The 13,024-nt window shown below is 57.3% G+C and carries 11 protein-coding genes; 7 read left to right on the plus strand and 4 right to left on the minus strand.

Going from position 1 to position 13,024, the window contains the following annotated elements:
* The 3 genes from B9Z49_RS09575 to B9Z49_RS09585 form a co-directional block, all read right to left on the minus strand.
* On the minus strand, positions 1-1,284 hold the full coding sequence (locus tag B9Z49_RS09575) for a malonyl-CoA decarboxylase (RefSeq protein WP_108353204.1): 1,284 nt from the start codon (positions 1,282-1,284) through the stop codon (positions 1-3).
* A gap of 180 nt (positions 1,285-1,464) precedes the next feature.
* Complete coding sequence (locus B9Z49_RS09580) at positions 1,465-2,691, minus strand: benzoate/H(+) symporter BenE family transporter (protein WP_108353205.1); 1,227 nt, start codon at positions 2,689-2,691, stop codon at positions 1,465-1,467.
* A 35-nt stretch (positions 2,692-2,726) separates the two neighbouring features.
* Positions 2,727-3,527, minus strand: coding sequence for an IclR family transcriptional regulator (locus tag B9Z49_RS09585; protein ID WP_108353206.1), 801 nt, complete (start codon positions 3,525-3,527; stop codon positions 2,727-2,729).
* Positions 3,528-3,639: 112 nt separating this feature from the next.
* On the opposite strand from B9Z49_RS09585, the gene B9Z49_RS09590 reads away from it, so the two are divergent.
* The 7 genes from B9Z49_RS09590 to B9Z49_RS09620 all read left to right on the plus strand — a co-directional run bounded on the left by B9Z49_RS09590 (position 3,640) and on the right by B9Z49_RS09620 (position 11,768).
* Complete coding sequence (locus B9Z49_RS09590; RefSeq protein ID WP_108353207.1) at positions 3,640-5,082, plus strand: carotenoid oxygenase family protein; 1,443 nt, start codon at positions 3,640-3,642, stop codon at positions 5,080-5,082.
* Between the two features lie 2 nt (positions 5,083-5,084).
* Positions 5,085-6,833 carry a class I adenylate-forming enzyme family protein gene (locus B9Z49_RS09595; RefSeq protein WP_108353208.1) on the plus strand — a complete coding sequence of 583 codons (1,749 nt, stop codon included), beginning with the start codon at positions 5,085-5,087 and terminating at the stop codon, positions 6,831-6,833.
* Entirely contained in the window at positions 6,830-7,525 is a 696-nt protein-coding gene (locus B9Z49_RS09600; protein WP_108353209.1) for an alpha/beta fold hydrolase, read from the plus strand. Before B9Z49_RS09595 ends, B9Z49_RS09600 begins: the two co-directional genes overlap by 4 nt.
* Positions 7,526-7,553: 28 nt before the next feature.
* Positions 7,554-8,531, plus strand: a complete 978-nt coding sequence (locus tag B9Z49_RS09605; protein WP_108353210.1) for a tripartite tricarboxylate transporter substrate binding protein — start codon at positions 7,554-7,556, stop codon at positions 8,529-8,531.
* Positions 8,532-8,542: 11 nt separating this feature from the next.
* Complete coding sequence (locus B9Z49_RS09610; protein WP_108353211.1) at positions 8,543-9,238, plus strand: flavin reductase family protein; 696 nt, start codon at positions 8,543-8,545, stop codon at positions 9,236-9,238.
* Positions 9,225-10,235, plus strand: coding sequence for a tripartite tricarboxylate transporter substrate binding protein (locus B9Z49_RS09615; RefSeq protein ID WP_158273467.1), 1,011 nt, complete (start codon positions 9,225-9,227; stop codon positions 10,233-10,235). Before B9Z49_RS09610 ends, B9Z49_RS09615 begins: the two co-directional genes overlap by 14 nt.
* A gap of 75 nt (positions 10,236-10,310) precedes the next feature.
* Positions 10,311-11,768 carry a carotenoid oxygenase family protein gene (locus B9Z49_RS09620; RefSeq protein WP_108353213.1) on the plus strand — a complete coding sequence of 486 codons (1,458 nt, stop codon included), beginning with the start codon at positions 10,311-10,313 and terminating at the stop codon, positions 11,766-11,768.
* Positions 11,769-11,850: 82 nt separating this feature from the next.
* On the opposite strand, the gene B9Z49_RS09625 is transcribed toward B9Z49_RS09620, so the two are convergent.
* Positions 11,851-12,984 (minus strand): BMP family ABC transporter substrate-binding protein, encoded by a 1,134-nt coding sequence (locus B9Z49_RS09625; protein WP_108353214.1) that lies wholly within the window; start codon positions 12,982-12,984, stop codon positions 11,851-11,853.
* Positions 12,985-13,024 lie beyond the last annotated feature (40 nt).

The following is a 13,024-nucleotide window of genomic DNA, read 5'->3' on the forward strand; positions in this document are numbered from 1 at the left end:
TTAAACCAGCTTGTCCACGGCGCGTGAAGAACTGACCTTCTTTTGGCTAAAGGCCTCGTGTTGCTCCTCCACTTTGTCCAATTCATACAGGTAATTGACCATGAGTCCACCGGCCTGTTGCAGCCCCTTTTTGGACAGGTCAGCGGCCCAATTGATCTGGTGCAGGGTCGCCCCATTGCTCAGGTGGAACTTGCCGACCGCATCGCCCCGGGCTTCGGGGGTCTTGTGCATCAGGTACAGGGCGCACAGGCGCAAGATCGCGGTTTTTTCCTCATCGGCACAGCGATCGGGGTGCCAGCCGGTCTTCAGACGGTCGGCCCAGTTCATGCCGCCCATCGACAGGGTTTTTTGGGCTTCTTGCCATTTTCTACGCTGCACAGCACTGAGCTTTTCTTCAGGTAAAGGCGCACCCCCGTCCAGCCATGCACTCCAACCTGGAATGGGCGACAAGGTAGAAAAAGTTTTCAGGGAAGGCATCTCTTCAATCAATTTTTGCGCCACACGCTTGATCAAAAAATTGCCCAAGGACACCCCTTTGAGGCCGGGTTGGCAATTGCTGATGGAGTAAAAAATGGCAGCCTTGAAACTTTTGGGTTCGCCCACCGGGGTCTGTTTGTGAATCAGCCCCGCAATGTCTTTGGCGATGCCAGGCACCAAGGCCACCTCGACAAAAATCAAGGGCTCACCCGGCAGTTGTGGATGGAAAAAAGCAAAGCAGCGGCGGTCCGGTTGCAAGCGGCGGCGCAAATCGTCCCAGCCATCGATGGCATGCACCGACTCGTGCGCAATGATTTTCTCGAGCAGCTGGGCTGGCGAGTTCCAGGTGATTTGGTGCAACTCCAAAAAACCGGGGTTGAACCATGAGCTGAGCAGGTGGTGCATGTCGGCATCTGTGGCGGCAAAAGCCGGGTGCTCTTTAAGATAGGTCAGCAAGGTTTGGCGCATCTTCAAGATGGTCGAGGTGCCCGCAGGTGCCCGGTTCACGCGCCGCAGCAGCTCTTGCCTAGGCGGCTCTACGGCCTGGCACAAATGGATCAGGCTGGCCTCATTGCGTTCAGCGTTGTATTTGTTGGCGGCATCCAGAACCATGGCCGGGTCCGGGTTGAACTGGCTGGACAGGAAATGGAAAAAGTCGATCTGGCTGCGCTTGTCCAGGTGCTCGTAATGGTCGATCAACTTCACGGCCATGCTCTGCGCATTGGCCTCTCCCCTTGCACTCAGCAGCTTTTTGGCGCTGAGTTTGGCCGCATCGAGTTGCTTGTTTTGAATGAAGCGTTCCAGCATGATGGCCCTTTGGTGTCTCGGTAGTTGGTTTGATTTGATGCCGATAGATATCAACTCAGAGCTTACTCCTCACACAACATCAATAGCCTATTTTTGACGCTAAATCACGGAGATAGCGTCAAATAACGACAGTAGAGCCATTTTTATTATGCACACGCGAATTGTGTGCATCCCAAAGTCTCAACGGTTTTGAAAATCGCCCCGCTCCATCCACCACGACACCGCAAACCCGACCACCAAAGCCCAGAAGGCCGCGCCGATGTTGAAAAGTCCGATGTCTGCCACTGTGACCAGTAAACTGACCAGTGCGCCCAGCGAAAATTTGCCCGCACCAAACGAGGCCAAAAACGCGCCTTGCAGTACGCGCAACATGGCCAGACCACCCAGCACCATGATGAATTCTTTGGGCGCGGCCAGCATGAGCCCGGTGAAAGTGGGCGCCATGAGGCCAAACAGCACCGCCAGCACACCAAACATCAACGCGCCTGTGTAATGGCGATGCTTGTCGCCCGACGAGGTGAGCAACCCATTGGTGGGGCCGGTCAGGCATGTGCTGACCGCGCCAAACACCGCGCTCACCGCCGCGCCCACACCGCAGGCCACGGCAATCATGTTGACGGGGGGCTCGTGCCCCGCGTTTTTGAGCACCGCCACACCCTGCCCGTTTTGCACCACCAGCACGGTGATGGCCAGCGGCACCACCAACTCCAGCATGGCGGCAAACGACCAGACTGGCACTTGAATGACCGGCTGCACCAAACTCAGCTGCCCCACGGCCGAGGCGTCCAGCCTGCCCGACACCGCCACCGCCAAAGCCCCCACCAACAAAGCGCCGATGACAGGCGGCAGGCGCCTGCCCCAATCGGCACGCGCGGAGAGCAACAAAAACACGGCCACCATCGGGGCTGCAATGGCCACATCGCTTTGCAGCGCCCGCACGATGTCGAGGCCAAAGCGCAAAAACACCCCAGCCACCATGCCCATGACGATCGGCATGGGCAAAGCCGCCATCAAACGCTTGACCCAACCACTCAAGCCCAACACCAGCACCAAAGCACTGGTGACATAAAAGGCACCGATCACCTCGGGAAAGGTCAGGTGCTGCAAGGCCGGGCCGACCAGCACAGAGCCCGGAATCGTCCAGCCAAAGGCCAGCGGCGTGGTGTAACGCCAGCTCATCAGCATGCTGACCAGGCCGTTGACAAAAAACACCCCGAACACCCAGGACGCCAACTCTTGTGGCGACAAGCCACCCCGGGTGCCCACCGCCAACATCACCGCCACAGGGCCAGTGGCCGCAAAAATAAAGCCAATCAGCGCATTGGCGGCGTAGGTGCTGCCAAAGTCGGACAGGATTTGTCGCCAAGTGCGTTGGGGCAACAGGGGGTTTTCAAGTTGATTCAGCAAAGACCATTCCCTTCAAAAATAAAGCCGCAACAGACTCAAGTCAATTGCCGCACCACAGCTTGTAACTGCGGCGCAATGTGTTGGCGCAACCAGGTCTCATCGAGTTCACGCCCTTGAAAAGAGCAGTTGATGGCGGCCAATTCCCCACGGTTGATGCGCCCCAAAGGCACAGCCACGGCTTGAACATCGGCGAAAACTTCCCCCACGGAAACGCAGCAGCCATATTTTGGATATTGCTGCAAATTTTCCATCAATTTGCCTCCGTAGCGCTGCCAGTCTAGGGGGCTTTTGACCTGAATCTGGTTGAGCAAGGCCTCGCGCTCAGGCGGGCGGCAAGACATCAAGTAAGCACGGCCAATCGCCGTGCCCGCCATGGAGTGGCTGGTGCCAACCTCTAAGGGATAAATCCGCTTGTTGAAGGAGCGTACTGCCTCGATGTACACAATGGTCAAACGGTCCCGGATACCGATGGAAATGGACCCACCCGTCGACTCGGCCAACTCCTGCATCAAGGGCCTGGCTTGTCGGCGCAGGGTGAACTGCGACAACAAGGGATAGCCCAGAGAAATCACGGCCGATCCCAATTGGTATTTGCCGTAATGCTCGGTCTGGGTCAGATAACCCATGCACATGAGGGTGTAGGTCAAGCGGGACACCGTGGCAGCCGGCAAACCCAGTTTTTGCACCAAATCCTTATTCCCCAGCACGGGCTGCTCAGGCGAAAAACACCGCAGCAACTCCATGCCCCTGGCCAAGGTGGTGGCAAATTGCTTGTCCCCAGCGTACTCCTGCAAGCCCGCTGGAACGCGGTGGATGGCGGCATCAAAATTCAACATAGCGGAATAATATTCAATATATCGAAATTTGACAAGGATCAAAAACAGTAACTCATTAGACTTGAGTGTTGAAAAAAGTCCTCTGCTAGAAGGGGCTCACAGGAGACAAAGCATGCAATTGAATGATTTGCCGGTGCACGACATTCCGGCACTCGATGGCAACAACGGCCCCATCCACCAGGAGGACGTGTTCACCAGCCTTAAGGTCATTGGCAAGGTACCCACGGACCTCAATGGCTTGTACGTGCGCAACGGCCCGAACGCGTTTTACACACCTGACTGGCGCTACCACGCCTACGATGGCGATGGCATGTTGCATGCCGTGCGCTTCGAAAATGGCCAGGTCACTTACAAAAACCGCTGGGTTCAAACAGCGGCCCTGCAGGAAGAGCAAGCTGCCGGGCGCGCTTTGTGGAAGGGTCTGAAAGAACCCTGGCGCGAAGACCGTCCCGACGAACCTCAGAAAAACACCGCCAACACCGATGTGAAATACCACGCGGGTCGCCTGATCAGCATGTGGTACCGCTCCGGCATGCCCTACGCCGTCGATCCTGACACCCTTGAAACCCTGGGCAAAGCCGACTTTGATGGGGCGGTCAGCCGCATCTCTGCGCACTCCAGGCCCGATGAGCACACCGGAGAGTTGCTGTTTTTTGACTACAGCCTCCAAGCACCCTTCATGCAATACGGTGTGATCGGACCTGACCGGCAGCTCAAGCACAAGATCGATGTCGATCTGCCGGGCCCCAGCTTGCCGCATGACATGGCCATCACCGAGCACTACACCATCTTGCATGACTTTCCGCTGCGCCCCGACCCCGAGGCCCTGCAGGCGGGTCGTTACAAAGTGCGCTTTGATGCCACCCAACCCTCGCGCTTTGGCGTGCTGCCACGCTATGGGCAAGCCCATGAAATTCGGTGGTTTCTGGCCAAACCAACCTACATGCTGCATGTGGTCAATGCGTGGGAAGAAGACGAAGAAGTGGTCATGGTCGGCACTCCCTACCGGTTGCATGAAGATGAGAATGGTCAGCCCGATGGCCGTCGACTGGAAAAAACCATCCATCTGCGCCAGCGCGATTTCATGCTGTACGAATGGCGCTTCAACCTGGTCACGGGTGAAACGCATGAGCGTGTGATCGATGACGTGCTCAACACCGAGTTTCCGGTCATCAACAGCCTCTACCAAGGGCGCAAGAACCGCTACTCCTACAACATCATCTTCCCTCTCGGCGGCAAAGAGGAGCCGCGCTTCCCGGGACTGGTCAAGTACGACCTGAGCACGGGGGGCTATTTGGCCTACAGCGCAGGGCCAAAGTACTTTTACAACGAACCCGGCTTTGCGCCACGTGACAACGCGCAATCCGAAGACGACGGGTATTTGGTGGTCCCGGTCTGGAACCCGGATGATCAACGCTCTGAAATCCAGGTTTTCGATTGCAAAGGCGCACGCATCGCCGAGGGCCCTGTGGCCCGCATCCTCTTGCCACGGCGCATGCCCCATGGATTTCACGCCACATTTGTCAGTCAGAGCACCTTGAACCGCTGGAAATAAACATGATTTTGGTGTCACCCGAAAAAATAAAAGCCTATGTAGAGCAGGGCTGGTGGACCGAAGAAACCATGGGCGAGCTGTTCATCAGAACGGCCGAGCAGCAAGCCCAAGACATGGCGGTCGTGGACCCCCCAAACCGTCGCAGCATCAGCGGCGACGATCCCCAAAGCTGGACATGGGCGCAGTTGCTGACGCAAGTCGGACGCTATTGCGCCTTGTTTTACTTGCAAGGGCTGCGCAAGGACGACGTCATCGTCATGCAACTGCCCAACTGCGTGGAAATGCATGCCATTTACTTGGCGTGCGCCATCAATGGCATCGTGGTCTCACCTGTGCCGGTCCAATACCGAACGCATGAACTGACGCATGTTTTCGCCATCACGCATGCCAAACTGGCCATCACCACCCAGCACATTGGCAACTACCCGGCGGCCCAGCAATGGGCCCTGCAAGCGAAACACTTTGACGGCTTGCAGCACATCTGGTCGCTGGGTCAAGACCTGCCAGACGGCGTGACGAGCCTGTCCCAGTTGCTGGCCGATGCGCCGACTTGGAGCGCCCAGCAATTGCGCCAGCACAGCCATGACATGGACGTCACCGCTCACGATGTGCTCACGATCTGCTGGACCTCCGGCACAGAGGCGCGCTCTAAGGGTGTGCCCAGGAATCACAACGAATGGCTGATCGCCGGGCAATCGGTCAGCCAAGCTGGGCAATTGCAACGGGGTGCCCAATTGTTGATTCCATTCCCCTTCGTCAACATGGCGGGGGTGTCTTCCAGTCTGGCCGCCTGGCTGGTCGTGGGGGGCACCTTGCACCACCACCACCCCTTTGACTTGGAAGTGTTTGTGGCGCAACTGCGCGCCCATCCGATGGACTACAGCGTGGCAGCGCCGGCCGTGCTGAACATGCTGCTCAAGCAGCCCGAAAAAATGCAAGGCGTTGATTTGAGCCGGCTCAAAAGCGTAGGCTCGGGTGGTGGCCCGTTGTCCGAGTGGATGATGGAGGAAATGAAGACCCAGTTCGACATCGAAGTGGTCAATTATTTCGGCTCCAATGAAGGCGCGGCCTTGAGTTCATCCCCTCTGGACATGCCCGAACGCCGTCAACGGGCCTTGTATTTCCCCCGCATGGGCGTGCCGGGCTTCAACTGGAATATGTCTGTGTCCCAGAAAATCCAGACAAGGTTGGTCGACATCGACACCGGCGAGGACATCCTGAGTGAAGGGCGCGTGGGCGAATTGCGCTTCAAAGGCCCCACCATTTTCAGCGGCTATTACAAAGCCCCCGAACTCACCGCTCGGGCCTTTGATGAACAAGGCTATTACTGCACCGGGGATCTGTTTGAAATTGCAGGCAATGAACTTCAGTTTTACCGCTTTTGCGGGCGACAAAAAGACATCGTGATCCGGGGCGGCATGAACATCTCCTCGGAAGAAATCGAAGGCCTTCTCATGAGCCACCCCAAAGTGCGCGACAGTGCGGTCATTGGCATGCCCGACCCGGTCATGGGCGAGCGGGTTTGTGCCGTGGTGGTGGCACAACCGGATCAAGACATCTGCTTGCAGGATTTGGTCGATTACCTGAAAAATGTCAAAGAAGTGGCCTCCTTCAAATGGCCCGAAAAAATGATCCTGCTTGACGAACTGCCCCGCAATCCGGTTGGCAAAGTCCTGAAGCGGGAATTGCGTGCATTGGTGGCCTCTGGCAGCCTGCCACAAACCTTAGCCTCCAACGAGGTCACCTCATGAAGCCGGTCTTGCTGCTGATCCCCGGCATGCTCAACGATGCCAGCGTCTGGGACGATGTGCTGCCTTGTCTGCCGGGCGACTGGACAGTGCGCATCGCCAATGTACAAACCCAGGAAAGCATTGCCGAAATGGCCCGCGATGCCTGGCAGCAGTTAGACGATGTTCCCCTGAGCACACCCGTCATGGTGACGGGGTTTTCTTTGGGCGGATATGTCGCCATCAAGATGCTGGCTCACCCACAAAGGCCTCTTTCGGCAGCCGCTTTGCTGTCAACCTCCCCACTACCCGAGTCGAACGACAGTCGCACTGTTCGTGAAAAAACCATGTCGGCCATGCAGGCCAATTTTCCGAAAGTGGTGGATGGCATCGTGAAGTTCGGAACACACGAAGCCAGCGAAGCCGTTCAGGAACGCTTGCGGCAGATGTTGTTGTCGGTGGGTTGCGAAACCGCCCTGCGCCAGACTCGCGCCATCATGGGCCGCGCCGATCACCGTGAGGCGCTGTCCCGACTGAGTTTGCCTGTGGCGCTTTTGTGTGGCGAACACGACCGTGTAACTCCGCCGCAGCTGACCCATCAATTGGCGCAATGCATTCCCCATGCCCAAACCTGCATCATTCCCAAAAGTGGTCACATGCTGCCCGTGCAGCAAGCGCCCGCAGTTGCCAAGGTCCTGGCGTCCCTCTTTCACTGAAGACATCCACTTATCACGAGAGAATCACATGCACAAACGCTCTGCTCTTTTCACCTTGGCCGCATTCCTGTTCGCGGGCACAGCCCTTGCACAGGCGCCCAATTTCCCAGAACGCCCCATCCGTGTGGTTGTGCCATTTGCACCGGGCAACACCCTGGACAACGCCTTAAGACAGGTGGCCGAGGAATTCAAGAAAAACACCGGCCAACCCATTGTCGTGGACAACAAACCCGGGGGGTCCGGCATCATTGCCGCTCAGAACGTGATGCAGGCCGCGCCCGATGGTTACACGCTGCTCCTGTCCAACACCAGCATGATGACCATCAACCCCTACACCTTTGCCAAATTGCCTTACGACCCTGAAAAAAGCTACAAACCCGTGACCGGATTTTTGGGGGCATCGCTGGTCCTGGCCGTGAATGCGGCCAATGTGCCTGCCAACAACGTCAAGGAATTCGTAGCCTGGGCCAAAACCCAAAGCGGTGGGGTCTCTTATGCCTCATTCACCGCCGGTAACTCCTCGCACTTTGCCGGGGTGATCATGAACCAGCGCACCGGCATGAACATGGTGCATGTGCCCTTCAACGGCACACCACCGGCCGTGCAGAACTTGCTGGGGGGTCAGGTGCAGGCCGCCTTTTTACCCCTGATGGCTGTCAAATCCCATGTGGAATCGGGCAAGATCAAAGTCCTTGCACTGACCAGCCCGCAGCGCTCGCCCCTGTTGCCCAATGTGGCCACATTCACCGAACAAGGTCTGCCTGATCTGGAAATCTACATCTGGTCAGGCTTGTCTGCGCCTGCAGGAACTCCCGATGTCATCATCAACAAACTGCAAACCGAATTCTCGAAAGTCCTCAAATCACAGACCATCATCGAAAAGTGGCGCGCCATTGACTTCGAGCCTTTGCCCTTTACTTCCGCTGAGTTCCAGACCTTTACCCGCAACGATGCCAAGCGTTGGCAAGAAGCGGTGAAGATCTCTGGCTTCAAGGCCAGCGAATAGGCTGCTCGATCATGTTTTATTCGCCCCAATCCGAAGTCTCTGGCCTGCCCTACAACCCTTTCAAGTCCTGTTGTGTGCCACGTCCTATCGGTTGGATTTCGACCGTCAGTGCCAGTGGGATTCACAATTTGGCGCCTTACAGCCAATTTCAGAACATCACCTGGGACCCACCCACCGTGATGGTGGCGGCCAATGCAAGAGAGTCCGGGCAGCTCAAGGACACCACGGCCAATATTCTGGAGACAGGCGAGTTTGTCTGGAACATGGCCACCTATGACCTCAAGGACTGGGTGTTGGGTTCTTCCAAAGACATGGCACCTGGGGTCGATGAGTTTGAGGCACTGAACATTCCATGGTTGCCATCTCGGCATGTTCAAGCGCGCAGGGTCAAAGGCTCACCTGTCCACTTTGAATGCCGACTGACGCAAAAACTGCATGTTCCTGGCCGCGGCCTGGACGCATCGGCATGGATTTTGGTGGCTGAGGTCGTGGGGATTCACATAGAAGAAAGTGCCTTGACCGAAGATGGGCGCATCGACATCAGCCGTATCAGGCCTTTGGCCCGTTTGGGTTACCGGGATTACACGGATGTCAGTCACAGCTACGAATTGACAGAGTTAACAGGCAGAGACGCTGCAGGCATTTCACATTTGCATGAAACCCTGCCCCATCAGCTTCAAAACGGAGATGAAAATGAACCACTTTGAAATACCGCAACTCAAAACTTGCCGACATGCCATTCGTTTTTGGACGGGTATTTTTTTGGCCTGTTTGACAGGCTTGGTCTGTGCCCAATCGCCATGGCCCGACAAGCCCGTGCGAATCATTGTGCCCACAGCGGCGGGTTCTGGTTCTGATCTGATCGCCCGGACCCTGGCGCAGCGACTGTCCGAAATCTGGAAACAATCGGTGGTGGTCGAAAACAAAGCGGGAGCTTCGGGCATCATCGGCGTAGATGCCGTGGTCAAAGCCGCACCGGATGGTTTCACACTGCTGATGAGCTCGGCCTCACCCCTTGTCATCAACCCCGTCATTTTTCGAAAACTGCCTCACGATCCGCTCAAGCAACTGGCGCCGGTCTCGCACGTAGGCATTGCACCTGCTGCCTTTTTGGTCAACAGCACCACACCCGTCACCAACCTCAAAGAGCTGGTGGCATTGGCCAAAGCGCAACCCAAAAAATTAAGCTATGGCTCTTTTGGACAGGGATCGGGAGCGCATCTGGCCATTGAAGCCTTTAATCAGGGGGCTGGCATAGACATGATCCATGTGCCCTACAAAGGCACAGGGCCCGCCGTGAGCGACTTGATTGCTGGGCAAATCACACTGACTCTGGCCGACTTGGCGACAGCGCAATCCCAGATCAAAGCAGGCAAGCTCAGAGCCATTGCCATCAACGGGCCCGCACGGTCACCCTTGCTGCCGGATGTCGCCACCTTCACCGAGCAGGCTTATCCCGCCATGGAGGGCACCTATGCGCGTTTTGGTCTGCTCGCACCGGTAGGCACACCTCAAGCCATTTTGAACAAGGTGTCCGCAGACACCATCACGGCACTGAATGATCCCTCAGTGTCTGATCGGTTCACTTCACTGGGCTACACCTTGACAGGAAGCACACCCGACAAACTGAGGAATTGGCTCAAGGAGGATGCAGAACGTTGGGGCAAAGTCATCCAGGCAATCGGCGGCATTGTGCTGGACTGAAGCCCGTACCGATCCGATGGGCCTCATGAACTTTAAACACCCTTGAGCCCTTGGCCATTCCCCATAAAGCCACCTATGCACGCTGAACTCGTTGCTGAAATCCGGCCCACCCTGATTGCGGATAAGCATCCGCTGATGACCGGGCCTTTCACGCCCAACTACCAGGAATGGAATGCCACCGACTTGCAGGTCATTGGTGAAATCCCAGAACGCCTGAACGGTGTCTATCTGCGCAACACGCAAAACCCGGTGCACCAGCCCTTGGGCACCTACCACCTGTTCGATGGCGATGGCATGCTGCACATGATGCATTTTGAGCATGGCCGCTGCGAATACCGCAACCGCTTCATCCGTACCCAAGCCTTCATGGAGGAGCAAGCCGCTGGACAGGCTTTGTATGCCGGGCTGATCGACAAACCCTCGTTGGCTTTGCGCCCGGGTTGGGGCGCTCGTGGCGGCCTGCGCGACAGCTCGGCCACCGATGTGATCGTGCATGCCGGCATGGCACTGACCACGTTTTACCAATGCGGCGAGCCCTACCGGCTCGATGCCCGCACACTCGAGTTCAAAGGCGTGGACGACTGGGGCCGCCAAGTTCTGCCCGATGGCGGCATCAGCGCCCACCCCAAAGTTTGCCCCCGGACTGGCGATTTGCTGTTTTTCAACTACAGCAAGCAGGCCCCTTTCATGCACTACGGCGAGGTCGACCGCCACAACCATTTGGTGCACTACATCCCCGTGCCCCTGCCTGGCCCCCGCTTGCCGCACGACATGGTGTTCACCGAACACTTTGCCATCCTCAACGACTTCCCCCTGCACTGGGACGAAGATTTGCTGCCACAGGGCAAACACAAGCTGCGCTACTTTGAGCAGCAGCCTTCACGTTTTGCAGTGGTACCCCGACGAGGCGCACCCCAGACCGGCATCCGCTGGTTTGAGGCCAGCCCCACCTATGTGCTGCACTGGCTCAACGCTTGGGAAGAAGGCGACGAGATCGTGCTGCACGGCTACCACCAGAAAACCCCCATGCCCAAGGCTGGCTATGACAACTCGGGCAACACCTTGGGACCCGAACGTTACGGCCCCACCTTGTACGAATGGCGGTTGAACCTGCGCACTGGGCAAAGTTCAGAAAGAAGGCTGGATGAAAGGCATCTGGAATTCGGCATGATCAATGCCGCTTATTGGGGTCAGCCTTACCGCTATGCCTACAACATGATCGCGCACCCGGGCTCGTTCCTGTTCGATGGCATCCTGCGGTACGACCACACCACTGGGCAATCGCAAACCTACCTGTTCGGCGAAGGCCGCTTTGGCAGCGAGTCCCCCATGGCACCCTGCCACGATGCCCAAAGCGAAGACGACGGCTATGTGGTGAGCTTTGTGACCGACATGAACACCGATCAATCGGAATGTGTGGTGCTGAATGCGCAGCACATCGATGCAGGCCCGGTGGCGCGCATCATCTTGCCCCACCGCATCAGCAGCGGCACCCATGCCTGCTGGGCCGATGCGCGTGAATTGAGGCCGTAACGCGCTGAACCTGCTCCAACAAAAAAGGCTGTCCATGGACAGCCTTTTTCAATGGCGGCCCGAAGGCCGCTGTGTGCACCCATCACTTGCCTGGGATCTTGCCTTCCACGCCCTTGACGTAGAACATCACGCCGCCCAGGAACTTATCGTCGGCGACAGCGTCTTTGGCCAGCATTTCTTTACCGGCCTGGTCCACGATCGGACCCTTCCAGATGGAGAAGGTACCGGCTTTCAAACCTGCTTTGATTTCGTCGATCTTCTTCTTGGTGTCTTCTGGCACGTCAGCGGCCACGTTGACCATCTCGATCGCGCCTTCTTTCACGCCCCACCAGCTCGAACCAGTGCTCCACTTGCCTTCCAAAGCTTCACCCACGGCCTTGACGTAATAAGGACCCCAGTTGATCACGGCCGAACCCAGGTGGGCCTTGGGGCCGTAGGCGGTCATGTCAGAGTCCCAACCGAAGGCACGCTTGCCCATTTTTTCGGCGGTCTGCAGCACAGCCGACGAGTCGGTGTTTTGCATCAGCACGTCCGCACCACCGTTGATCAGCGACGTGGCGGCTTCGGTTTCTTTCGGTGGGTTGAACCACTCGTTCACCCAAACCACCTTGGTCTTGATCTTAGGGTTGACCGACTGCGCGCCCATGGTGAAGCTGTTGATGTTGCGCACCACTTCAGGGATTGGAATCGAAGCGACTACACCCAGCGTGTTGGTCTTGGTCATCTTGCCGGCGATCACGCCCGCCATGTACGCGCCTTCGTAGGTGCGGCTGTCGTAAGTGCGCAGGTTATCGGCGGTTTTGTAGCCGGTGGCGTGCTCGAACTTCACGCCCTTGTTGTCTGCAGCGACTTTGAGCATGGGCTCCATGTAGCCGAAGGTGGTACCAAAAATCAGCTTGTTGCCTTGTGCCGCCATGTCGCGGATCACGCGCTCGGCGTCAGCGCTTTCTGGCACTTTTTCAACGAAAGTGGTGACCACTTTGTCGCCGAAGGCTTTTTCTATTTCCTTGCGGCCGTTGTCGTGCGCAAAGGTCCAGCCGCCGTCGCCCACAGGGCCGACGTAGGCAAACGCGATCTTCAAAGGCTCAGGCTTGGCCGCAGCGGGTGCTTCAGCTTTTGGGGCTTCTTCTTTTTTGCCACAGCCGACCAGTGCGGCGGCGGCCACAGCGGTCAGGGCCACCATCTTGACGATGGAGCGCTTGGAGAGGTCTGTCATGTCAGTTCCTTTAGGACAGGGTTACGGGGGGTTGAAAAAA

Source organism: Limnohabitans sp. 2KL-51 (assembly GCF_003063645.1).
Taxonomy (GTDB): domain Bacteria; phylum Pseudomonadota; class Gammaproteobacteria; order Burkholderiales; family Burkholderiaceae_C; genus Limnohabitans_A.

Bases quoted from the DNA above. Each gene is read 5' to 3' on its own strand.
- B9Z49_RS09615 (WP_158273467.1), top strand. From the start codon at position 9,225: ATGAACCACTTTGAAATACCGCAACTCAAAACTTGCCGACATGCCATT.
- B9Z49_RS09610 (WP_108353211.1), top strand. From the start codon at position 8,543: ATGTTTTATTCGCCCCAATCCGAAGTCTCTGGCCTGCCCTACAACCCT.
- B9Z49_RS09605 (WP_108353210.1), top strand. From the start codon at position 7,554: ATGCACAAACGCTCTGCTCTTTTCACCTTGGCCGCATTCCTGTTCGCG.
- B9Z49_RS09600 (WP_108353209.1), top strand. From the start codon at position 6,830: ATGAAGCCGGTCTTGCTGCTGATCCCCGGCATGCTCAACGATGCCAGC.
- B9Z49_RS09590 (WP_108353207.1), top strand. From the start codon at position 3,640: ATGCAATTGAATGATTTGCCGGTGCACGACATTCCGGCACTCGATGGC.
- B9Z49_RS09595 (WP_108353208.1), top strand. From the start codon at position 5,085: ATGATTTTGGTGTCACCCGAAAAAATAAAAGCCTATGTAGAGCAGGGC.
- B9Z49_RS09625 (WP_108353214.1), bottom strand. From the start codon at position 12,984: ATGACAGACCTCTCCAAGCGCTCCATCGTCAAGATGGTGGCCCTGACC.
- B9Z49_RS09585 (WP_108353206.1), bottom strand. From the start codon at position 3,527: ATGTTGAATTTTGATGCCGCCATCCACCGCGTTCCAGCGGGCTTGCAG.
- B9Z49_RS09575 (WP_108353204.1), bottom strand. From the start codon at position 1,284: ATGCTGGAACGCTTCATTCAAAACAAGCAACTCGATGCGGCCAAACTC.
- B9Z49_RS09620 (WP_108353213.1), top strand. From the start codon at position 10,311: ATGCACGCTGAACTCGTTGCTGAAATCCGGCCCACCCTGATTGCGGAT.